This is a genomic window from Robbsia sp. KACC 23696 (assembly GCF_039852015.1).
Lineage (GTDB): Bacteria > Pseudomonadota > Gammaproteobacteria > Burkholderiales > Burkholderiaceae > Robbsia.
In genome coordinates, this window is the sequence record NZ_CP156628.1 from 375428 (window position 1) to 398621 (window position 23194).

The following is a 23194-nucleotide window of genomic DNA, read 5'->3' on the forward strand; positions in this document are numbered from 1 at the left end:
GCGGGCAGGCAGACAAATCACAGCAGACCGCTGAAGCCGTCTGTCCTGGCCTGCTGTCCAATCAAATAATTCGTTACTTCGGCATTGGTCAGGAAGCTGGCCGAGGAGGTGGCCGTGAGTATGTCGTCGGCGTCTTGAGGTTTTGCAATCACGAATCCCTGGACATAGTCGACGCCCATTTCCTGCAAGGCACGCAGCGTCTCGAAATCCTCGACCCATTCGGCGATGCTGCGCATGCCCAGGTTTCGCGCCAGTGCGATGATCGCTTCGACGATGGCGACGTCGGCCGGATGGTTGCACATGGTCCGCACGAACTCGCCGTCGATTTTCAGCGCATCGGCGGATAGCATTTTAAGATATCGCAGCGAGGTCTGGCCGGCCCCGAAATCGTCGATGGCGATCTTCGCGCCCATATCGTGTACGCGCGAAATAAACCGCTCGGTATGCTCCAGATCGTGCAGTGCCACGCTTTCCGTGATTTCGAGGCAAAGGAAATGAATGATCTCTTCGTGGCGAGACAGGAGGGCGAACAACTCGTCGAGGAATTCTTCGTCATTGAGCGAGCCCGCACTGAGATTGACGCAGACAAAGTTCGTATTGACGAGAACGTGGCGATTCGCGCTCAACCAGTCTAGCGTCGTGGTTAGCACCCAGCGGTCGATGGCGATGATATTGCCGGAGTCCTCGGCGGCGGCGATCAACTTGGCGGCGGTGGTGACCGAGCCATCCGGGGCGCGTAGGCGCAGCAGGACCTCGAAGTCGAGCGTCTGCGTGGGCGCCAGCATCGACATGATCGGTTGCATGACAAGGAAGAGACCCTCGGGCAAGCGACTGTTGCCGAGTTGCTCGATCAACGCGATTTCGGCCGCCCGTTCCTCGAAAGCCGGCGCGCCCTTACGCAGAACCACAAGGCGGGCATTGCCGCCGCGTTTAGCGGAGCGGCAGGCACGATCGGCATAGGCCAGTGCATCCGGCACCCGATCGCCGTGCGAACACTCGACCACGCCGATGGATCCCCTGACCTGGAACGCGCGACGATCGACGCTGAACGGCGCCGAGTTCAATGCCATGACGACTTCGCGACACCGCTCGGTGGCGGCATCGACGGACATATCGGCAAGCACGCAGACGAATTCGTCCCCGCCTATCCGGCCGATCGGCACGTCGACGCCCAGGTGCTTCACCAAGTGTGCGGCGACGTGGCGCAGTATCTGATCGCCGGTGCCATGGCCGAACAGATCGTTGAATATTTTAAAGCGATCCAGATCGAGATAGGCGAGCGCCCAGGTGCCGGGCAGCGCGGCCTGCGCTTCGATGGCGCGCTCGATGCCGGGGCGATTCAATAGCCCTGTGAGCGAGTCGTGCTCCGCGAGAAAGTGCAGCCGCGTGACCGCCTTCGACCGCTCGGTGACATCTTCGAGCGAGCCTTCGATAAAGCCGTTCGCGCGGATCGCGCGTAAGGAATAGCGTCGTGCGCCAGTCTCGGTGCCGGCGATACCGTCGATTTCGATCGACGACGCGTCGTTACGTTCGAGCAGCCCGGCGAGCGTTGCCGCGGCATTGCCGGCGAAGTAGGCGGCCCAGCGATGCGCTTCGAACTGTTGCAACGGCAGACCAAGCATGCTGTGCGCGGCCGGATTCGCGCGAACAAAACAGCCGTCCTGGTCCAGCGTAAACAGCCCGATGGGCGTCACGTCATAGGTATTGCGCAAAGCGACCTGCATCTGCCGACGGCGCTCGCGATCTTCGCGCATGCGCTCGGCGATGGCAAAGGCGCATAGCATGCTCGACGACAGCGCCGTCACGACGGGGCTGTGGGCCCCGGCGAGCGATTTCAGGCCGAAGGCCGCGGCAAAGACCTCGGACAGCGTGCCGATCAATACGACCGCCATCGATGCGACATACCAGAGCACCGTGCGCGATCGTACCTTCACGACCAGTTGCACGAGGAAGTAGGTCAGGACGATGATGCAGAAACTCGCACAGACCCATAACACAGGGACGAAATGCGCGTAGTCGAGCAGGAAGGCGGCGAGCATCAACGCGCAGCCGCCATAACGGACAATGTTCAGAATCCAGCGCGGACCGATGGTCTTCAGTTCGAGCCGGAATAGCGCGATAAACAGCGTGGTGGTGAGGACGTAATAGGCCGCGAAAGAGAATTCGCGGATGAAGGCCATATGCTCGGGCGGGAGGGCGCGGCCCATCCACTCGGTATCGAAGCCGATGGCATTGGCGCTCAATCGCAGGTTGCCGATCAACCAGGCGGCAAAGATGACATAGGTCCATTCGCGATTGATGATCGCGGTGACGAACACGAATATCGCCAGGGTCAGCAGGCCGCCGGTAATCAGCGAGGCACTTTCCTGGAAGTCGAGCGTCGTTTCGCTTAGCTGTGTTGCGGTGAGTGCGATGGCGCTGATGTAGGCCGGGCCGGAAAAGGTCCCGCGGCATAGCACGCGATCGACCTGCGTCTGTTCGCCAAGTTGAACGACGAAACCGGCTTTGTTCGGCCGTATCACGCCACTGGTGCCGTAGCGGTCGCCCTTGCCGAGCAGATGAAAATCGGCGTCGGTCTGCCAGCACGTGATGGTCTGGGCGTGACGCGACGGTAATTCGAGAAACGGCACCTTGTCGGCGACCACTGGCACCGAAAGCAGGAACCAAAACGGTGTTTCGGCGAGATGGGTGCTGAATCGGGTGGTGGCAGCCGTGTTCTGGAGGCGTGCGAAGGCGTCCGCTGCCGTCAGGCTCGCAGACGGATCCGCGAGCACGGGAAAGCTGAGCGTCACCGTCCCCTTGGTATCGAACTGACGCGGCAGGCAGAGCATGACCACCACGCTACCCAGCACAATCACAAACGGCGCAACGAAAACAGAGAACCGGTGAAATGCCCAACCGGTCAGCCTGTCCCGGAATGCCCACTTAACGCTCGTCATTTGCTGCGCTTCCCAATGGCTTCATTCTCAAATGCATAACGATGCTCTACGCGCCGGCGATCGATGGGCGCGAACCCAATCGACCGCCGGTGTATTGTCCGCTCGAAATGCAGCGAGCGGACAGGTGTTTTACGCCGCGCTCAACGAAATCGCTTCGCTGGACGGGCTAGGCAACAGTGTAGTGCCGTCCGTCGCCATTAATCTCGTTGCCGCGGGTGTTGCGGCAACGGTGACATCGATGTCCTGATGATCTGTCTCGAAAAAGAAACCGAAGAAGGGATGGTTGACTTGTGCCCAACGCTGCCGGACCGTTGCCACCGGCTTTGCCATCACGCGGTGCGGCATGCCACCCACGTGCGTCATCGGGATGAAGGCATTTTGTTCATAGACGTCGTTGAACAGCATGGCTTCATATTCCCGATCGAGCGGCGAACGCGCCGTGATCAGCATCCAGTCGATGTCGTTCTGCGCGCAGTACGTGTAATACGCTTTGCAAAGTGCGACTTTCACCAGTCTACCGATCGTGCCGCGGGCCACGCCGAGCCGTGTCGCCTCGGCCATCCGCGTGCCAGTGAGCCAGTCTGGCAACTGCACTGACTGTTCCATCGCCAGGGGTCCGAACGTATTTGTTTGAACCCGCATGGTGCCGAGCGGCCCGCCATCAAGACGGGACTGCGCAAGCAACACGACGGTGCCCGGGGCGCTATCCAACGCTTCCACCCCCATGGATTCGGCAAACTCCGGCAAATGCCGTCCATATGCAGCGCGACGCATGTGCACGGCCTTTTCCAATTCGGCGTCGGAACTCACTACTTTCACGGTAAACGGCAATCGTTCGGATAGCTTTACCCTCCGTTGGTCGACAAGGGCATCCAACGGTGTAAAACCGGTGTTTTGATTCAAGACAACTGCTTCGATGCGGTCCATACAAACCTCGTGAGTAATTAACAGACAAAGCGTCGCCTCTCGATACAGTCGATCGATAGAAAGACGACAAAACAAGGTTCGCATGAACGCAAAGGCGTTGATAGCGCTGGCGGGCAGTATTTAAAGCATGGGATGTAAGCGGCTTTCGGTCAGCAAAATCACGCTGGAAGCACGATGAGGGAAAGGGGAAGGGCGGTGCGAGCGGGGGCCGCCGACACCCTCTCGCGGAGGGCGGGAAGCCCGCAAGGGGATGTCTGGAAATGGATCGCGCGGTGATGCCGGCCCGATGGCCCATCCGCGCTATCGATCTCGCCTGCAGTAGAAAGCAATATGAAAGAAAATGCCGCTTTGCGCTTAGCGTGGCGACATCAGCGCGGCACGTGGTGTCGCGTAAAACGTCCCGGCTGGGAAAATCGCGGGAACAGCGATGACATCCCGCTAGCGAGCGGCCATTGCCCCTAGCACCTCGGCAAACCGATCCGGATCTTCGGCGCAGGAAGTATGGCCGGTGTCGAAGACGTGCAGCGTGGCGCCGGGAATGCCTTCGGCTAATTCACGCGCATGATCGATCGTACGCGCCTGGTCGTGCTTGCCGTGGACCACGGCGATGCGTTTGTCCGCCAATTGGGGTAGCAAGGGCACGAAGTCGATTTGCCGCTGACTTTGCAGGACATCGATAACGGCCTGTTGGCGAAGTCGGCTTGGATAGTGTCTGACCGCTTCCAGCAAGGGCGATGACGGCAGCGTATGAAAACAGCGCGCCATGAAAGCATCCCAAAAAGGCTGGTCCCAGTCGTCACGGATGCGATCGAGCAACGCCGTGATATCGCCATGCCCGCGCGTATTGGCGCCACTGTTCGATAAGACCAGGCCCTTGATCTTCGATGGATGCCGCTCGGCGCCTTGCTCGGATTGCAGCGCCGTCAGCATCGCGATGGGCGTGCCCATCGAATGGCCCACGAGGATCACCGACGACAGATCGCGTATCGCGTCGGTGACGCGGCTGGCGATGGCCTCGAGATCATGCGGCCCGTCGTCTTCGAGCCAGGCAAGGGCGATCGCCGACAGACCGGAGCGTTGCGCGGTCATGGCGAATACCTCGGGCGAACACATGGCACCTGGCAGACACACCAGCGTGGGTGCATCCGGGTCGCCCTCCGCCAGTCGAATCCTGGGCATTTTATTCACTGCGTCACCACGTCTCCGAAGGGAAGGGGGCACGATAGCAAAAGCGGCTCGGATCGGAAAGGGGTAGCGACGTTGGGCAGCGTCAATGCACGCCCGTCGCGAACGCGCTAGCGCGTCGTCTGCAGTCGCCACCGCGCGGTGCTGAACACGGCGCCGCTTACGGAGAAAACCGCGCCGGTAATCAAGCAGGCAATCGTCGGGCTCGAACCGCCAAACGAGAAAATCAGCGCGACTACGGCAGACCCGAAGGACCAGCCGACGTAACGGGCAACGGCAGCCATGCCACTGGCCGCGCCGCTGCGCGTTGGTGGCCCTGCCGTCATCAGGGTCGTGTTGTTGGGCGTCTGGAACAGACCGAAGCCGATGCCGCAGAGTGCCATGCGCCAGACGATATCGAGATGCGAGGGATCGGTCGGCAAGCATCCTAATAAGAAAAGGCCGGCGGCCATCACCGCCAGTCCGATGCTGCTCAGCTTGGCAGCCGCATAGCGCACCATCAGGCGGCCGCCGATAGGGGCCGTCACGGCGACAAGAATCGGCCAAGGCGTCAGTAGTAATCCGGTCTGTACCGCGCTCAGGTGCAGCGTGCGTTCGAAATAAAACGGCAGACTGGCATAGGCGAGCACTTGCGCGGCGTACGAGCAGATCGACGTGCCCATCGACAGGGCGAAGACCGGGATGCGGACTAAATCCAATGGCAACAGCGGCGCCGTCCGATGCATCTGCTGCCGCACCAGGAGTCCGAGGCAGGCCAGGCCCGCGATCATTTCGCCGATCGCCAAGGGCGTGTGGCCATTACCGAGCGTGTCGACGCCGACGATGATCAAGCCAAAAGCGAAGGCATTGAGAAGGGTCCCGATAAAGTCGAAGGCCCGCTTCTGGCGGACACCGGCCGGCGCGAGCGCCAGAAAGACCGGTGCGGCGATGGCACCCAGCGGCACGTTGATCAAAAACAGCCAATGCCAACTGGCAATCGACAGGATCGCCGCCGCGACCGTCGGTCCGATCGCACCGGAAACGGCAATCGCGAGCGCCATTAACGCAAAGCCGCGGCCTAACAGCTGAGGCGGATAGATCGAACGGATCATCGCCATGCTGGTGACGGCCATGCAAGCGCCGCCTACGCCTTGCATCGCGCGGGCACTGACCAATATCGCGAGGGTGGGTGACAACGCACATGCCAACGACGCTAAGGTGAAAATCACCAGCCCGCTAGCGTAAAGGCGTTTCAAGCCGAAGGATTCCGCCAAGGCGGCAACGGGCAGCAGACAGACCGTCACGGCGACCTGGTAGGCGTTCACCACCAGCACCACGGCGGAATCGCTGGTCTGCAACGATCGGGAAATAATGGGCAGCGCAATATTCGCAATAGCGCTGTCCAGCGAACTGAGGATGGTGCCCAACAAAAGGCAGGACATCACCCAATTGCGCTGCGATGAAGACAAACTGTCCACGCGACTCCGAATGTGCAAAGAATCAGATTTCGAGAATTTGCCGGGAGTGTATCGGAAGCCACGAAGTTATGCCGAGCGCTGTCTTAAAATAGAACAGATCCTTGTAAAATCAATGGCATGAAGACGGCGTGCTCCGGTATACTTGCGGGTTCCACATCGCCAACAGAGAGTTTTCGGTATGAGTCGGCTGCTTCTTGCCCCAATGGAAGGACTGGCGGACAGTGTGTTGCGCGATGTGTTGACGCGTGCGGGCGGATTCGACGGTTGCGTGTCGGAGTTTATCCGGGTGACCGCATCGGTGCTGCCCAGACGCGTCTATGAGCGTGAGGCGCCCGAGATTCTGAATGGCGCGCGCACGCCGGGCGGCACGCCCATGGTCATCCAATTGCTTGGTAGTGACGCTGAATGGATGGCGCGTAATGCAGTGCAAGCGGCCAAGGTCTCTCCGTGGGGTATCGATCTCAATTTCGGGTGCCCGGCCAAGGTCGTCAATCAACACGGCGGCGGCGCCATGCTGCTGGCCGATCCTGAAAAACTGCATGCCATCGTGTCCGCGGTGCGCGCTGCGGTCCCATCCTCTATCGCGGTGACGGCCAAAATGCGTCTGGGCGTCTCGGATACATCGCAGGCGGTCGAATGCGCGCAGGCCCTGGCCGACGGCGGCGCGGCATCGCTGGTCGTCCACGCGCGCACCCGCGACGATGGGTATAAGCCGCCAGCGCATTGGGAGTGGATCGCCCGGATTGCTGCGGCCGTGTCCGTGCCGGTCGTGGCCAATGGCGAGGTCTGGACCGTCGCGGATTGGGAGCGCTGCCGCGAGGTGAGCGGTTGCGCGGACGTGATGATCGGGCGCGGCGCGGTATCGGATCCCTTCCTGGCGCAACGTATTCGTGGCGATATGGCCCGCTGTGCCAGTGATGCGGAGTGGCCGCTCGTATTGAGCGCGATCATCGGTTATCTGCATTCGCTGCAGGCGCCGGGCCAGCCGGATCACGGGCATGGGCGCCTGAAGAAATGGCTAAGCTATCTGCAACGGACCTGGCCGCAAGCCACGCTGCTGCATACCGCCGTGCGGCGCTTGCAGGACGTTCCAGAGATCCTGGCGGTGGTCGAGACGATGCGCGATGCCCCGGCGTACGGTATGGCGACTGCCTGAGGCAATCGGGTAAGTTGCAGGCGCGTGTTACTGCAGCGGTCTCCAGCGTTCAGGCGGTCTGCTCGAGGCCGGTGCGTCATGCGGGTGATCGGGGCGAGCGAGAGGGCCCTGGCCGGCAACGGTTGCCGGCGGGGTTTCAGGATCGCACGTCTTGGCAGCGTCCATGCCGACCGGTAAGTGCGATTCTTTGTGAAACAGGAATGAACGGAGGGACCACATGGCGATGAGCAACCGGGGTTGGGGCCCGTATCGGAAGCAACGTGCGGTCCTTCGCGCATAGGGAAATTCCCTCATTGGTGGAAGGGTCCGGTCTTCTTCTCTCCCTCAAGCGCAGATGACGAAGATTTTGCGCACCGTTTCGATCGTCCGCCAGATGCCGACAAAGCCCGGTTTGATGACAAAGCTATCGCCCGCGCCGTAGCGTACGGTGGCGCCGTTTTCTTCGACGACTTCGACGATCCCGGAAAGAATATGGCAGAACTCGTACATCTCGCCGCGGATGGCGCGGGTCTCGCCGGGCGTCGCCTCCCAAATGCCGGTTTCAATGGCGCCGTTCCGTGAGCTGTCGAGAAGCCATGTCTTGAAAAGCGGGTTGCCGGACACGAGCCGATCGGGACGCGGCGTTCCCTGCTCGGGTTCGAAATCGGGATTCGCATCTAGGCTGACGAGAAGAGACACAGGATTCCTTGCATGTGACATGGACGGGACCGGGCTGCCCGTCGGCTTCGCCCGGATTTTACCCGCTGTCAATAAAAAAACCGAATGCGTGCCGGTGCGGTTCGGGCACGCATGCGATACGTCTGCCGTGCGTGGGCCGTGACGTTGTTCATCGCCTCGGCGGCGCTTAATGAGACGACACGAAGCGCGAATCTGGAAAGGCGGGCGGTAGGGAAAAGCTCGCCTTCAGGCGTTTCGTCTCTTCCGCGGGCGTCAGCCCGAAGAGTCGTTTGAACTCGCGGCTAAATTGAGAGGGGCTTGTATAGCCCACCGCATGGCTCGCCGCCTCCGCCGTCATCTCCTGCCTTACCATCAGCAAGCGTGCTTGGTGCAAGCGGGTCGACTTGACGTATTGCATCGGCGACGTGTTGGTGATGATCTTGAAATGGCTGTGAAACGTCGGTACGCTCATCCCGGCTTGATTTGCCAGCAATGGCAGATTCAGAGGTTCGGCGTAGGTTGCATGAATGCGCTCCAATGCTTTTCCCACCTTGCCGAATTGCCCTTGCATCGCCAACGCGGCGCGCATCGCATTGCCTTGCGTGCCGGTCAGCACCCTGAAATACAGCTCGCGCAGCAGCGCCGGACCGAGAATGGCGGCTTCGGTCGGCTTACCCATCGCTTCAAGGAAACGGAGCACCGACGATCGTATGTCGCTGTCCATCGGGCTGGACATCATCGTTTGGGGTGGGGCGTCGGCGAGGGGGGCCTCGTGGCGATCCAATTGGATCAACAGTTCTGCCGCCAATTGAAAATCCAGATGGAGATAAATCGCCAATAGAGGACAGGCCGGCGTCGCGTCCGTTTCCATCGTGAATGGAACCGGCACCGAGACCGCCAGATAATGCTGCTCGTCGTATAAATAAACCCGGTCTCCGAAGAATCCGCGCTTTCGCCCCTGACAAATGATCACGATGCCCGGGTCATACAACACCGGCGTGCGGCTGAGATTGCGGTCGCACCGGAGAAAGCGCACGCCGGGCAGTGGCGTGAGGTTATAGCCTTCTCTCGGCGCCATCGTACGGAGCAAGTCGACCATGCGTTGCTGATCGACCCGCGCGTCGTATTCGCGCGAGGTGTCGGGGGTCGCGCCGCTTAGGATGGCGTTCATAGAAATAGGCAAGAAGGCGAGAGAAAGCTGCCTTAAAAAGGCTGAGATGAAAGACTAACATGCAATTCTTCCCGCGAATAAAGGAGCAGCGACATGTCTTCCAGCAAAATCATGCTTATCACCGGCGTCAGTAGCGGCTTCGGACGCGCCTTGGCGGAGGCGGCGCTGGCCGCCGACTATGCGGTAGTCGGCACGGTGCGAAACGCCGCGGCGCAACGGGACTTCGAGGCGCTCCACCCGACGCGGGCGTTCGCTCGGATGCTCGATGTGACCCATTTCGACGATATCGAGGGTGTCATCGCCGACATCGAATCAGCAGTCGGCGAGATCGACGTGCTGGTGAACAATGCCGGATACGGCCATGAAGGCATCATGGAAGAGTCATCGATCGCCGAGATGCGCCAGCAATTCGATGTCAATGTGTTCGGCGCGGTGGCCATGATGAAAGGGGTGCTGCCTTATATGCGGGGTCGGCGCCGTGGCCGTATCCTGAATATCACGTCGATGGGCGGCTTTATCACGATGCCCGGCATCGCCTACTACTGCGGCAGCAAATTTGCCTTGGAGGGCATTTCCGAGGTGGTCGGTAAGGAAGTGCAGCCTTTCGGCATTCATGTGACGGCAATCGAGCCGGGTTCGTTCCGCACGGATTGGGCCGGCCGGTCGATGGTCAGGACGCCGCGCACGATCGCGGACTACGATGCGCAATTCGACCCGATCCGGGAGGCGCGTGAAGCAAAAAGCGGCAAGCAACTCGGCGATCCGGCAAAGGCCGCACTGGCCATGCTGACGATTCTTGCGAGCGAGAATCCGCCCGCGCGCATCCTGCTCGGCACCGACGCGCTGGGCCTGGTCCGGAGAAAGTTGCAAGCGATGGAAAAGGAGATCGATGCGTGGGAATCGCTGACACGCTCGACGGACGGCTGAGCACCGGCCGGAACGCAAAAACGACAAACAGCGACCGTCGGTCGCTGTTTGTCTGGATCGTACTGCTGCGGTGTTGGCCCTAAAGCGCCGACACCGCGTTCGATCAGAGAAGCTTGCCCAGAACGAAGCCGAACGCCGCGGCGACCAGAAGCGAGCCGAGCGGGTTGATGCGCGTCGTCTCGCTCACCTTGTCGATCGCCTGTCCATACGACTGTTGCAGCGCGCCACCGGCTTGACGCAGCGTGCCTTCGAATTCCGTGGCCGGATCGCCAATCAGCTTGCCGATGCCTTCTTGTGCCTTGCCTGCCAGGTTCTTCGCCGTGCCGATTGCTTGATCTTCGTACATGTGCAACTCCTGTTGTCTTGATGTCGTTGTTAACGTCGTTTGAACACACCAAGCAAGCACGATCCGTTCCCGGTCCGCGTGATGGTACCTTGCGCATCGCCGCGTGCGGGCACGGCATGTCTTCCTAGCGCGGTTTGTCCAGCCAACGCCACCCGGCAAAACAGGCGGATACGACCAGCAGCGTCACGCCTTCCCAGAGATTGATCCGTACGCCGTCTGCCTTGGACAGCGTGGACGCAGTATCGACAAGGCCCGCGCCGAGCAGCAACAGTCCATATACGAACAAGAGTCCTGCCACGAGGACGCGCAAATCGAATAGACCGCCCGATCCGCTGCGTCCTGTTTTATCGGCTTCTTTGTCCGCGACGTCTATTACCGGCTTGCTCATGATGTGGCTCTCCAATAGATCAGCAACAGGGACACGCCGACAGCCATCACCAACACGATGCTTCCCAGCACGGCGGGCGACCGGTACCAGACGCTTGCCTGCATGGCTTCTGCCGCGTCGGGGGAATCGGGATCGGGCAGGCCCCAAATTAACCCTTTCAACTCCGATATCGGCCGCGATGTCGTGAACAGACTGACGCCCACTGTCACGATTGCCGTGCAAACGAAGGCGGCAATGGCGCCATAAAAGTTGGCCATCTGTTCGCTGAAGTGATCGGTATCGAGGATGCCGTCACGATGAAAATACGCGACATGGGGCGCGGCCAGGTGCGCCAGCGCGGCCCCGACGGTGCCTGCGAGCATTCCCCAGAACGCACCCGCGCCTGACGTCTTGCGCCAGAACAAGCCGATGATGAACGCGGTAAACAGCGGTGTGTTGAAAAACGAGAACAACATCTGCATGTAATTCTGGATGTTGTTATAGCTCGCGGCGATAAACGCGGTGCCCATCGTGATGACGATGCCGGCAATGGTGGCCAGCCGCCCGACCTGTAGATAGTAGTGGTCGCTACGATCTTTGGCGACGTAAGGCTTCCACAAGTCGTAGGTAAACACCGTGTTGAAACCGCTGATGTTGGCTGCCATGCCGGCCATGAAGCCGGCAAGCAAGGCGGTGACCGCCAGGCCGAGCACGCCGTTGGGAAGCAGCCGTTGCATCAATTCCGGGATGGCCTGATTGAAGGACGGACCGTGGCTCGTGCCGAGTCCCGGGATCATCACCAATGCGATCATGCCAGGGACCACGGTGAACAGCGGCAGGATGATTTTGGGAAAAGCGCCGATGATCGGCGTCCGTCGCGCCGCGTTCAAACTGCTGGCGGACAAGGCTCGTTGAACTTCGGCGAAGTTCGTCGTCCAATAGCCGAAGGCGAGCAGAAAGCCTTCGCCCATGGCGAGGCCGATCCAATCGCCCATCGGGTTATGCCAATGTCCCACCTGCGTGCCTTCCCACGTCATCGTATGTTCGGGACTAGGCATGGCGGCCGCCAGGGCGTGCCAGCCGCCGACGTGGTGCAGACCGAGTGCCACGATAGGCGCGAGGCCCGCGAGAATCACGAAGAATTGCAGGACCTCGCCATACATCGCCGCTGACAAGCCGCCCAGCAAGATATAGAGCAGGACGAAGGCCGCGCCCAAGGCAACGGACACCATCAAGGGCCAGCCCAGAAGCCGCTCGATGATCAATGCAAGCGCATACAGATTGATGCCGGCAATCAGGATCTGACCGACGGCGAATATCAGTGCGTTCAGCAAATGGGTTGGCGCATTGAAGCGACGACGCAGATATTCCGGCACGCTATGCACGCGCGACGAATAATAGAAGGGCATCATCACGACACCGAGGAACACCATCGCTGGAATGGCGCCGAGCCAGAAGAAGTGCACGGCGGCGGCACCGTACTGCGCGCCGTTCGCGGCGTTGCCGAGAATCTCCAGCGCACCCATATTCGCCGAGATGAAGGCAATGCCGGTAATCCAGGCGGGCATCGATCTGGCGGAAAGAAAGAAGTCGCTCGATGTCTTGGTCGCGCGATTCGCTAGCAGCCCGATGATGACGATCATCGCGAAATAGATCGCCAGGATCGTATAGTCGAGAAAATTGAGATGCAGAATGCCGGTATGGCTTGAGGACATCGTTGCCCCTCCTGTTATATGTCGTCACGGCGCCCGCTTGGCCGGTGAACCTGCCGTCGAAGCTGCCGGTGATCCGTCCACCGACAGGCTTTTCCGTCGCTCAGCGAGCCGTTGCCTTGCCCAGGCCTGCCGCACTCGCGTGCAGGGCCATGAAATCGCGCGCATGACGTGCGAGCGTGGCACTGTCGTCCCATAAATTGCGCCAGATGGCGAGGTCGACCGACAGTCCTTTCGATACGACGGCGGACGAAAAACTCTCGAAGGTGAGGGGGCCGCGATACCCGATGGTGGCGAGGGCGTGGAAGAAGCTGGCGAAATCGAGATGGCCGGAGCCTAGAAATCCGCGATGATTCTCGCCGATATGCACATAGCCGAGCTTGTCGCCGCAGGCGATCACCGGCGAGAAGAAGTCCGCTTCCTCGATGTTCATATGATAGATATCGAGATGCACTTTCAGGTTATCGGCACCTACTTGTTCGATCACCTCGAGCGCCTGTTCCGTCGTGTTGACGACATTGCTCTCGTACCGGTTCACGACTTCGAGGCCAAGGGTGATGCCAAGTCCCGCGGCCTTGTCGGCGACGCGTTTCAACGAGGTGACGACATTGCGTCGTCCTTGCGCACTTACGGGTCGCGTGTATTTGCCGAAAGCGCTGTAAAGGCCGCCACAGAAGTACTTCGACCCAAGTCCGTGGGCGACGTCGAGGCTGCTTTCGAGCAGGGCGACCCCGCGCGCAACGATCTCGGGGTCATCGCTCGATACGTCCGCGTCGAAGGCGAGGCCGCGGGAACACGCGACCTCGATCCCTTCGCGTTCCATCAACGCACGGGTGGCGGCGACATCGAGCACCGATGTATCGTGCAGCGAGAATTCCACTAGCCCGTATCCAGCGGCTTTGCTGCCCTTGACGATCGTCTCGACCGACGCGGCGGTGAGATCGCCTGCCCATACCAATGCATGTACGCCGAGGGTGTTCATTGCGTCAATCTCCTATGCTTCGTGTCGTGGATCGCGTTGCCGCGCGCGGCTGGCCCAGCGTTGCAGCACGAGAGCATGCGGCAGAGCGCATGTCCTTTTGCTGCTTTTGGACCTACTTTTGATTTATTATTACGCAAAAGTGTGGGGCGCGTAGGAGGGGGCAATGGCGGAATGGGAGAGCGAGGCGGCATCGACGGACGGCCCTGGGGCAATTCTTGCCTTGGTGCGGACGGGGCGGGCGGTCACGCGGCAGTCTTTGATCGCCGTGACGGGACTGTCGCGATCGACGATTGCCCAGCGCCTCGACCTCTTGCACAAGGCGGGCTATCTGGCCGCGGCCGCGCCGGCGGAGTCCAGTGGGGGCCGACCGGCCGGCGCGTTTCGCGTGAATCCGGCATTCGGCGTGCTATTGATCGCCGCTACAGGCGCGCATGGCATGCATGTGGGATTGGCGGACGCGGCGGGTACGCTGCGCTTCAGTCGCTATGAAGCGATCGACATCGGCGAGGGGCCCGAGGCGGTACTGGCGCGCGTGGTCGTCGCGTTCGACGCCTTGCTGAAACAGTTCGGACATAGTCGCGAGGAAGTGCGGGGCATCGGTATCGGTGTGCCCGGGCCGGTGGCTTTTCGGGAGGGCCGTGTGGTACGGCCGCCGATCATGAAAGGGTGGGACGACTACCGGATCCCGGACTATTTCGCATCGCGTTTCGATGCGGTGGTGATGGTCGATAACGATGCCAATCTGATGGCGTTGGGGGAACATCGCCTGCATTTTCACGATACCGATAATCTCGTTTATCTCACCGTGGGGGAAGGGATCGGCGCCGGCTTGATTATGTCGGGAAGGCTGCAGCGCGGCGCGTCGGGCGCAGCGGGGGATCTCGGGCATTGGTTCATGCCGCCTCCCGGCACGCGTGCGCCGCTGCGGTGTCGGTGCGGGAATCTGGGTTGCCTGGAAGCCTATGCGTCCGGCTGGGCGCTGCTGCGTGATCTGCGCGATTCGTCCCCGCCTTCGAAGCGAGGGCGTCTTCCAAAGACGGCTCCCTGCACGTTGAGCGACGTAATGGCGCTGGCTGAAGCCGGGGATCCGACGGTGTTGCAGATGTTGGCCCAAGCGGGGGAGAGGATCGGCGACGCCCTGACCTTGGCGGTCAGTTTGCTAAATCCCGAAATCATCATCGTCGGCGGTGCGATGGTTCAGGATCACTTCCTGGCCGCGTTGCGTCAAGCCGTCTACCGGCGCGCATCGCCTTTGGCGACGCGTGAGCTGCACATCGTCGCAAGCCCGCTGGGCTATACGGCGGCGTTGCATGGCGTCGCACAGATGATGGTCGACACCTTGTTCGCGCCTCCGGCGGTAGACCGTCGTATTACAGAGATGCTGTCCTAGCGGGTCGCATTCCCGATGCGGCGTGGTTCACGCCGACGATTCGAGGTGGAGGGACGTTAGCGCTTTTATCACGGCGAGATGGGTCAAGCCTTGCGGCATATTTCCGAGATAGTCGCCGGTGTCGGGTGCCGCCATTTCGGGATAAATCCCGACGCCGCGGTAGAGTGCGGCGACCACCTGATCGAGCGTCGCTGTCGTCGCGGCCGTGTCTCTGGCCTCGGATCAGCCTTCGGTGCGGATCCATTCGGGGATACGATCCCTTTCGCGTTCCCATCGATCGCGACTCCCTCGCTGACCGTGAAGCGGGCGGCGAGTCGCGCATCGTCCTTCTGATGAACGCTCACGCCATCGCTGTGTAAAAACAGTCCCAACACCCGGCCGGCATGAAAGACGTCGTGACCGCCGATCACGGAGCCGTACGAGTTGATCTTGCCCCCGCGCCGGCTACACCGTATTTGGACGTCGAATCGAACCGTCCCTCCAAGCCTTCCACACGTCGTGCCAATTCGGCCCAGGGAAGGCGGCCCGGCGCCACCGATCGGCCGTCGCCGATGAGACCCCATAGGCGGCCAATGGGAGAGTGCCATGCGCATCGCGGACCGTATTGTCGGTATCGTTTCTCAATTCTGCGGAACCTTGTCGACGCCGGCAGCCGGATTGTCGGCGTTCACGAGCGCCGCCGACTTCACCGCGCGCAGCGTCTGCAACTGCGCCTTCGTATCGATGCGTCGCGTTCGGGTGAAAGGTGCCAGCGGCACCGCGGCCTTGGTTTCCAATGCCTGGACGATGCCCTCGATAACGCGGACATCGGCATAACCTTCCTCGACATCCGGTTCTGGCTGCCGGTTCTCGATAATGCATTCGGAGAAGTATTTCAGCTCGCCACCGAAGTGATCGGTGTTCTTGAACGACTGGGTACTTTCGTCTTGACCGATCGTGACCACCTGTTCGAGTGGCTTGCCGTACGTATAGCACGGCTGCATCGCGATACTGCCATTGGTTCCGACCGCGAAAAACGACTCCAGTGCATTGGCGGCGTATGACACGACGAATTGCGCGAGACGGTCACCCGGGAAGCGCAGCGTCACGGCGACCGTATCGTCGAAGTCGCCGAAACCGGTACCCGGTCGACGCGTGCCGACGGCCGACACCACTTCAGTCGGCTCCGCGCCGAAGACATAACGTGCCGCATTGATCGTGTACGGGGCCATATCGAACAGCGGGCCCGCCACCACGCCACTATGGGCACGGTGATTTTTGGGATCGACCTTTTGCACGAACGTCGACGTGAAGAGCATGACGTCACCCAATTCGCCGGCGCGTATCCGCTCGATCGTCGATAACGTGCCCGGCTCGAAGTGCAGGCGATACGCCACCATCAACTTGGCAGAGGCCGTTTTGGCGACGTCGGCGATAGCGCGGCATTGCGCCGTCGATATTTCGAGCGGCTTCTCCGCGAGGACGTGGATACCGGCCTTCAATGCCGGGATGATGAATTCGGCATGCCGCCAGTTGGGCGTTGCCAGATAGATTGCATCGACCTTGCCGGACGTCAGTAGCTGCTCGAAGCCATCGTAGGTAAAGATGTTCTCCCGCGGCACGTCGTAGGTCTCGCCGAGCTGGCGTGCCTTCTCGATATCGCTCGTGACGAAGGCCGTGATCACCGAATTACCGGTGTGATCCACGCCGGGCATCATTGCTTCTTGCGAGATGTCGCCAAGTCCGACGATGGCATAGCGAATTTTCTTGTAGTTGGAAAGTCCGATCTTGGAAAGAATACTCATTTTGAAATCAACCTTTCTTTAAATGGATTAGCAATCGGTCCCGTCCACGCGGGCCGATCTACCGACACGTGTGCGTCGTTTGCGAGCAACATTCAGCAACTACCGTTCCTGACGCGGGGTTTCGCCGTCGCTGAGCGAGCGGCGAAGGAGCGCCGGCCGGGCCGCGGCATCGGCACATCGATGGCCCGTCGCGACCAAACGATAAAGGGAAAGGTATGCTCTGTATCTTTTGGCTTGATTAATGGAAATCCCCGACAAATACAGTGCATTAATTAAAACGAATGTTTTGTGTGAGTGCTCTGTATTTATCGCTAAAGTCAGGTGCGTATCATGTCGTTAGAGCGAGAGATGTCACGGCAACCTATGCCCTGGCCACTTTGCTGACTGTCGTCTTACACGAGCGCTGAGATGAAAATCGCCTACAAATTTGCCCTTGGATTTGGACTCGTTCTGGTACTCCTTACCGGGATTGCCGTGACAAGTTTTTCCGGCATCCAATTGTTGCAACAGAAAGTCCTGGAAATTACGCAGATCAATAACAAGGAGAAGCAAGCGGCATTGGATTTGCGCAGCGCGGTACTGGACGTGACGATCGCGCTGCGGAATGTTGTCCTGTTCGATGCAGCCGACGATAAGCGTGTCGAAATCGAGCGGATGCACACGCAATTGGAAAAGTACCGGCAGATCTACGACAATTTGAACCAGCTCTTCCAACGCTACGGCGCAACGCCGGACGAAAGACAGGCCTTCAACGTGCTGCGCCGCAACGAGACCGAGGCATTGCCGCTGCTTCAAATCGCCAGCAAATTGGGCGAGCGCGGTGATACCCGTGGTGCCGTTTCTTTATTGAGCGGTGAGCTGCGCGACAAGCAACGTGCATGGACAGCGAACCTGGCGGCGCTCGCCGATATCGAGTCGAAGCAGAATGCGGCCGTGTCCGATGAGGCGAATCGATCAGCGGCAATGCTAAAAGACGTGATTGTGATTGTCGGCGGCATTGCGGTCTTGCTCGGTATCTCGGCCTCGGTAATCACGTCGCGCAGCCTAATTCGTCAACTGGGCGGCGAGCCTGCAGCGGCCGTGGATCTCGCGCGTGCCATCGCCGCCGGCGATTTATCGCAAAGAATCGCCCTCGACGGGAAGGACGACGGCAGCTTGATGGCGTCGCTCGAACGGATGCGGAAACAGTTGAACGAGATCGTGCGTGACATCCAGCACTCAGGTGAAACGATCAATGCGGCTTCGAGCGAAATTGCGCAGGGCTCGACCGACCTCGCGCAGCGTACCGAAGAGCAGGCTGCCTCGCTTGAAGAGACGGCAGCTAGCATGAATCAAATCGCCATGACGGCACGACAGAACGCGGAGAACGCCGACCACGGTAATGCGGTTGCATCCGGCGTCTCAAAAACAGCCCGTGAAAATGGACAAATCGTGGCGCAGGTGGTCGATACGATGCAAGGCATCACCGCAAGCTCGGCAAAGATGGTTCAGATCATCGCCGTCATCGAGAGCATTGCCTTCCAAACCAATATTCTCGCGCTGAATGCGGCGGTCGAAGCGGCGCGAGCCGGCGAGCAAGGGCGAGGCTTTGCGGTGGTGGCGTCGGAAGTCAGGGCACTCGCGCAGCGAAGCGCGTCTGCCTCCAAGGAAATCAAGGGTTTGATCGACGAGTCGGCTCAGCGGGTATCGTCGGGCGCCGAGCTGGTCGCACGGGCCGGTGTGAGCATGGACTCGTTATTGACGTCGGTCGACAATCTTGTTGTCATCATGCGGGAGGTGACGACTGGCTCGATCGAGCAAAGCACAGGTGCGGAGCAGATCAATCTCGCTTTGTCACAGATGGACGCGGTCACGCAGCAGAATGCCGCGCTCGTCGAACAGACCTCGGCTGCGGCGCAAGCTTTGGCAGAAAGCAGTCACGCCATGCGCGAGGCGGTCTCTGTTTTCGTGTTGGATGCCAAACCGCAAGAACGTCGCGCTGTCGGGACGTCCTGGGCGACGGGTCATGGCGTACGTGCGGCACTCGCGTGATCGGTCGGAGCGATGCGCGCGCGTCTCAGGACCAAACGCGCGCCTTGCAAATGACGAACGTCCACATGCCAACTGTCGACGCGCTCCGGGTTGCCGCGGTTTTTGCGGTCGAGGCGGCGCGACTGGCCCGGGACAAGTTAATCGACGCGCGCAATTCCTTGGAGCGCGCGATCAGTTCTCGGGACGACGCGACAATTTCGTGCGAGCGTGCAATCTCATTTTCGATCGCACTATGAATGTGAGGGGGCTTCATTCGCAGCCATTGCGCATTTTGCCCGAGCGGACAGGGGACGCCCGTTGGAGTGACCGCGGCGCCGCTCAGTGTCGTGTTGGTCTCCGAGCTAATGCGCCGAAGCCGAGACACCGTTCCGGGATTTGGGTCGTTCCGCTGCAGGGCTGGCCAGTCTCGTATTCTTTCGTATCGATCGTCGTTCATCGCCTCTGCGGTCTCGCAATAAAGGCGATGGGACAATGCACTATCGGGCGTGATATTACATTCACCTTTCGATTTGTGTGCAATAAAACACGGCCTGCTTTCCGTCATGTCGGCTGCGTTCCAGAGATCTTCCATTCTCTGGCGGACCAATTGCCCCCCCACGCGAAGAAAAAATGCCAGTTCCGCTGAGCTGATATCGTTATAACGATGCGACAGATGCTCGGCAAACCGTATTGCAACGTGATCGACCGGCTCGCAGCTCGACAGTGAGTAGACAGAAAACAGCTTGAGAATAGCGTCGCTTCTCATCTCATCTTCTTCCCGCAGGTAGGTGCGTTCATGGGCATCCCACGACAATTACGGGGCGGCCGGTCTGGGTTCCGCGTTTGCGGTACGCGATTGTATAACGAGAAAAAGCGCACGGCCAAACATTGAACGTCGCTTAAGACATATTGTCTTTCGTTATTCGGTAGTGCCCGCCATTCTAACGAGAGATCTTCGCTGACGGCAAATGCCGTTTGCTACGAAAAGCGCGAAACCGCAGATGTCCCCTTTGGGAATACTGTTTCTTCTGCTTGTGTGGATTTCCGGTCCCGGACAGCAACGTGGTCGTCGTCGGAATAAGGCGACGAGGCCGATCGTGTCGACGCCATGACTACATGGCATGTATTTTGTAAACCCGTATATTATTTTCATCTTCAAATATGCCGGGGTTACGGGATTGGTGTGCATGGCGTAAAAAGCTTAGCCTAAAAACGAATAGGCCCGCAGCCAGAAGTTTGAATGGTTCGGAGTGCAGTGTAATTCACGTCTTTTCAGCCTGTGGAGGCATGGTTCCACGAGCCGATAGTGCTTGCCTTGGAGCGAAAGCATGGCGCTGCGCGACGCCCCGACACGCGCCATCGGAAAATGCGATGCACGTCATCTCGAAATAGTTTTTTTGCTTCTATCCCGCCGCGCGTACATTGCTCGACGAGGTGTGTCAGATCCGAGAGCATTTCCCGCAACGCCATTCAACCGCAGCCGATTTCAACCATGAACCAACCGACGCATACCCGTATCCGCATGTTCAACACCAAGGATACCTACCCCAATCAAACGCTCGACAACGACCTGTGCCAAGCGGTACGCGCCGGCAATACCGTCTATGTCCGAGGGCAGATTGGAACGGATTTCGAGGGTCGCCTGGTTGGCTTGGGCGATCCGCGCGCGCAGGCGGAGCAGGCAATGAAGAACGTCAAACAGCTCCTCGCCGAAGCAGGCAGCGACCTGAGTCATATCGTTAAAACGACAACCTACTTGACGGACGTGCGCTATCGCGAACCGGTGTATAGGGAGGTGGGCGCCTGGCTCAAGGGGGTGTACCCGATCTCGACGGGACTTGTGGTCGTAGCCTTAGGCCAGCCGGAGTGGTTGATGGAGATCGATGTCATCGCGGTGATTCCCGAGGGCTGGTCGGCCGCCGGGGCGGTGTGAGTCGTCGATGACGGGTGCGTGGCGATTGTTGCGGCGCATCAATCGGCGTAGGAAGGATCTTCTTTGTCCAAGATCCGTTTCATTTCGTCAAAATGGGCGATGGAGAAATCGCGAATACCTTCCCAGTCGCGCGCGGTCTTTTCGGCGACGTCATCGGCAAGCACCTTCAAGGGCTGGCCGGTCGCGTAGGCGATGCTGAGGATCTGGCAGGCACGTTCGAGCGTGTACATATCGTCGAACGCCTCGCCGATCGTCGCCGAGGTGATCATGACGCCATGATTGCCCATCATCAACCGGGAATGCGTGCCGAGTGCCGCGACCAGGCGCGCGCCTTCTTCAGCCGTATCCGCCATGCCGCCGAAAGCCTGATCGTAAGCCAGTCGCTTGAAATACCGCGCCGTGTTCTGCTCTATCGGCCTAATCTCCGGATCCGCGAGACAGGCGATTGCCGTGGCATAGACCGGATGCAGGTGGAACGCGACGCGGATATGCGGTGCGTGCCGATGAATCTGACCGTGTATGGCCCACGCCGTCGGGTCGACGTCCGTGCGTCCGGCTAGATCCTCACCGTCATCGGCGTCGAGCAGCAACAGGTCGCTGGCACGGATGCGGGAAAAGTGCATCCATTTGGGGTTCATCAGGAATCGCCGACCATCCGCCGATACGGCGACGCTGAAATGATTTGCAACGGCCTCGTGCATGCCGAGTTTCGCGAAGCAGCGGAAGGCGGCTGCGAGGTCTATGCGGAGTTGACGCTCATCCATGTTTCCAACCTTGGTGACGGGGGGCAGTGCACTCTAGCAAGCCAAATTAGATGACAAGATCGTGTTTTCCCACGCATCGAATAGGAATTTGCGATTTACACCGATAGGAGGAGCGTCGCGTGCGGTAACGCGTCATATGACAGCCCGAGATGGCGTATATCGCAGCACGCGATTCGGGCGGTTTCGACGGCACTGGGAAGGGCGCGTTGGTCCCTAGCCTAAGCAAATGCAAATCGAATCATTTAAACACTCTGCTTAAGTCAGATTTATCTATTGCGGATTTGCAACGTCGGTCCGCCTCAGTAGTAAAAAACCCCTTACGGCATTAGACAAATCTTTCGCTTGGTAGCAACATCCGCTAGGATTTTAGTGACAGCGGCGGTTGATGCTGTAGGCGATGTGGCGAGTCAGGTAGAGTTTGCAGGTTGAGCGATCATGCAGAGTGCAACAATCCTTGAGATGTTGAGATCGGAAGCCAGTGCGGGGCGTGCGCCCAGCGGCAGTGATGCGCTTGCGCATCTGGTGCATTGGCTCGCGGCCCACGCGGAGCGACTTGGTGAAGATGACGTTCGCAGTTTGCTGACCGTCGGACTGTCGCTTTACAACACCGAGTTGGAAAAGAGCTGGAACATCGATTTCGAGAGCGTCGTGTACGCGTCCAGTCTAGCGCCTCCACAGCATGCGGCCGGCCCGAAAGAGGGCGCTTCAGGCGCACCGGAGACGGCACACGCCGATCACGCCCGGCTTCGTGCCGAAGCGGCGATCGCCGCGCTTGTCGAGATGCGTCGGCCCGGTACCCCCGGTGCGCTGTCCGATGCCAAGCATGGCCGGCGATGGACCGACTCGCCGGAATGGGCGCTCACTTATCGCGGTTAGTCCGCATGCATCGGGAGCCGGTGCGCCCGTTCCGGCATATCCGAGCGCAATAGCCGGTATCCCCTCTCAGCCGCGTGAATTGCTGCGATGCAGCATATCGCGTCAAGCGATCGTCATCCGCGGCGGTCGTTAGCGGCCCCCGCATCTCCCTTCGCCATTCATCTCACGAAGCGCCATAGCAACGGCCCGTTCGCGTTCTTAGCGTTTGCGTCGTGTCAATGTCGTGAAATGGACATCGATTGCTTCTGCAATAGAAGCGACCGCCGACATTCTACCCTCCTAACCGCGGCGTTGGCATCGATCATCCTTTTCTTTTTCATTGATCTCCGTCATGAAAAATGATGAGACACGTCTACGATCGTGCAGGGCAAAATAGAAACTTCGTCATACTGACGTATTATCTAACGATGTCAGCGCCGACGTGATGCCTCCGACTGGAGGCCATTCCCGGATGATGGCGGCCAAGTGAAATCCATTTCGGGAATCAGACGAATGGTTAGGGAATGAGCGTAATGTTGAGATTCAAGAGCCGTTGCATATGATGGGTTTTCCGTTTTTCGGTTGTTCAAAGATCGTTCATGCCGCACCTCCCTCGCTTTCGCTAGCTACCG

General features: G+C 59.8%; 19 protein-coding genes. 6 read left to right on the top strand and 13 right to left on the bottom strand.

Features of this window, described 5'->3' with window-relative positions:
• Positions 1 to 17: 17 nt before the first annotated feature.
• The 4 genes from ABEG21_RS23035 to ABEG21_RS23050 form a co-directional block, all read right to left on the bottom strand.
• Positions 18 to 2939 (bottom strand): EAL domain-containing protein, encoded by a 2922-nt coding sequence (locus ABEG21_RS23035; protein WP_347558891.1) that lies wholly within the window; start codon positions 2937 to 2939, stop codon positions 18 to 20.
• 129 nt (positions 2940 to 3068) lie between these two features.
• Positions 3069 to 3950 carry a hypothetical protein gene (locus ABEG21_RS23040; protein WP_347558892.1) on the bottom strand — a complete coding sequence of 294 codons (882 nt, stop codon included), beginning with the start codon at positions 3948 to 3950 and terminating at the stop codon, positions 3069 to 3071.
• 354 nt (positions 3951 to 4304) lie between these two features.
• Positions 4305 to 5045 (bottom strand): alpha/beta hydrolase, encoded by a 741-nt coding sequence (locus tag ABEG21_RS23045; protein WP_347558893.1) that lies wholly within the window; start codon positions 5043 to 5045, stop codon positions 4305 to 4307.
• Positions 5046 to 5161: 116 nt separating this feature from the next.
• Positions 5162 to 6508 (bottom strand): MFS transporter, encoded by a 1347-nt coding sequence (locus tag ABEG21_RS23050; protein ID WP_347558894.1) that lies wholly within the window; start codon positions 6506 to 6508, stop codon positions 5162 to 5164.
• Positions 6509 to 6686: 178 nt separating this feature from the next.
• On the opposite strand from ABEG21_RS23050, the gene ABEG21_RS23055 reads away from it, so the two are divergent.
• Positions 6687 to 7664, top strand: a complete 978-nt coding sequence (locus ABEG21_RS23055) for a tRNA-dihydrouridine synthase (RefSeq protein WP_347558895.1) — start codon at positions 6687 to 6689, stop codon at positions 7662 to 7664.
• A 324-nt stretch (positions 7665 to 7988) separates the two neighbouring features.
• Here the strand turns inward: ABEG21_RS23055 and ABEG21_RS23060 are convergent, their stop codons facing one another.
• Positions 7989 to 8267 (bottom strand): cupin domain-containing protein, encoded by a 279-nt coding sequence (locus ABEG21_RS23060; RefSeq protein WP_347558896.1) that lies wholly within the window; start codon positions 8265 to 8267, stop codon positions 7989 to 7991.
• A 241-nt stretch (positions 8268 to 8508) separates the two neighbouring features.
• Entirely contained in the window at positions 8509 to 9420 is a 912-nt protein-coding gene (locus ABEG21_RS23065) for an AraC family transcriptional regulator (RefSeq protein WP_347559069.1), read from the bottom strand.
• 165 nt (positions 9421 to 9585) lie between these two features.
• Between ABEG21_RS23065 and ABEG21_RS23070 the strand changes: the two genes are divergently transcribed.
• Positions 9586 to 10419 carry an oxidoreductase gene (locus ABEG21_RS23070; RefSeq protein ID WP_347558897.1) on the top strand — a complete coding sequence of 278 codons (834 nt, stop codon included), beginning with the start codon at positions 9586 to 9588 and terminating at the stop codon, positions 10417 to 10419.
• Between the two features lie 103 nt (positions 10420 to 10522).
• Here ABEG21_RS23070 and ABEG21_RS23075 read toward each other — a convergent pair whose 3' ends face one another.
• From ABEG21_RS23075 to ABEG21_RS23090, 4 genes are all read right to left on the bottom strand, one after another.
• Positions 10523 to 10765: a CsbD family protein gene (locus ABEG21_RS23075; protein ID WP_347558898.1), complete on the bottom strand. Its 243-nt coding sequence runs from the start codon at positions 10763 to 10765 to the stop codon at positions 10523 to 10525.
• A 124-nt stretch (positions 10766 to 10889) separates the two neighbouring features.
• Complete coding sequence (locus ABEG21_RS23080) at positions 10890 to 11153, bottom strand: hypothetical protein (protein ID WP_347558899.1); 264 nt, start codon at positions 11151 to 11153, stop codon at positions 10890 to 10892.
• A complete protein-coding gene (locus tag ABEG21_RS23085; protein WP_347558900.1) occupies positions 11150 to 12847 on the bottom strand; it encodes a sodium:solute symporter family protein in 1698 nt (565 codons plus the stop codon). Before ABEG21_RS23085 ends, ABEG21_RS23080 begins: the two co-directional genes overlap by 4 nt.
• Before the next feature lie 100 nt (positions 12848 to 12947).
• On the bottom strand, positions 12948 to 13826 hold the full coding sequence (locus ABEG21_RS23090; RefSeq protein WP_347558901.1) for a sugar phosphate isomerase/epimerase family protein: 879 nt from the start codon (positions 13824 to 13826) through the stop codon (positions 12948 to 12950).
• Between the two features lie 163 nt (positions 13827 to 13989).
• On the opposite strand from ABEG21_RS23090, the gene ABEG21_RS23095 reads away from it, so the two are divergent.
• Complete coding sequence (locus ABEG21_RS23095; protein ID WP_347558902.1) at positions 13990 to 15216, top strand: ROK family protein; 1227 nt, start codon at positions 13990 to 13992, stop codon at positions 15214 to 15216.
• Between the two features lie 620 nt (positions 15217 to 15836).
• Here the strand turns inward: ABEG21_RS23095 and ABEG21_RS23100 are convergent.
• Positions 15837 to 17000, bottom strand: a complete 1164-nt coding sequence (locus ABEG21_RS23100) for a Gfo/Idh/MocA family oxidoreductase (protein ID WP_347558903.1) — start codon at positions 16998 to 17000, stop codon at positions 15837 to 15839.
• Positions 17001 to 17408: 408 nt separating this feature from the next.
• Between ABEG21_RS23100 and ABEG21_RS23105 the strand changes: the two genes are divergently transcribed.
• Entirely contained in the window at positions 17409 to 19031 is a 1623-nt protein-coding gene (locus ABEG21_RS23105; protein WP_347558904.1) for a methyl-accepting chemotaxis protein, read from the top strand.
• Positions 19032 to 19056: 25 nt separating this feature from the next.
• Here the strand turns inward: ABEG21_RS23105 and ABEG21_RS23110 are convergent, their stop codons facing one another.
• Positions 19057 to 19776 carry a hypothetical protein gene (locus ABEG21_RS23110; RefSeq protein ID WP_347558905.1) on the bottom strand — a complete coding sequence of 240 codons (720 nt, stop codon included), beginning with the start codon at positions 19774 to 19776 and terminating at the stop codon, positions 19057 to 19059.
• Between the two features lie 726 nt (positions 19777 to 20502).
• Between ABEG21_RS23110 and ABEG21_RS23115 the strand changes: the two genes are divergently transcribed.
• The gene (locus tag ABEG21_RS23115) at positions 20503 to 20943 is read left to right on the top strand and encodes a RidA family protein (protein ID WP_347558906.1); all 441 of its coding nucleotides are present in this window, start codon (positions 20503 to 20505) and stop codon (positions 20941 to 20943) included.
• Positions 20944 to 20981: 38 nt separating this feature from the next.
• Here ABEG21_RS23115 and ABEG21_RS23120 read toward each other — a convergent pair whose 3' ends face one another.
• Positions 20982 to 21707 (bottom strand): class II aldolase/adducin family protein, encoded by a 726-nt coding sequence (locus ABEG21_RS23120; protein WP_347558907.1) that lies wholly within the window; start codon positions 21705 to 21707, stop codon positions 20982 to 20984.
• A 435-nt stretch (positions 21708 to 22142) separates the two neighbouring features.
• Here ABEG21_RS23120 and ABEG21_RS23125 point away from each other — a divergent pair, with 435 nt between their 5' ends.
• Entirely contained in the window at positions 22143 to 22583 is a 441-nt protein-coding gene (locus tag ABEG21_RS23125; RefSeq protein WP_347558908.1) for a hypothetical protein, read from the top strand.
• Positions 22584 to 23194: the final 611 nt, after the last annotated feature.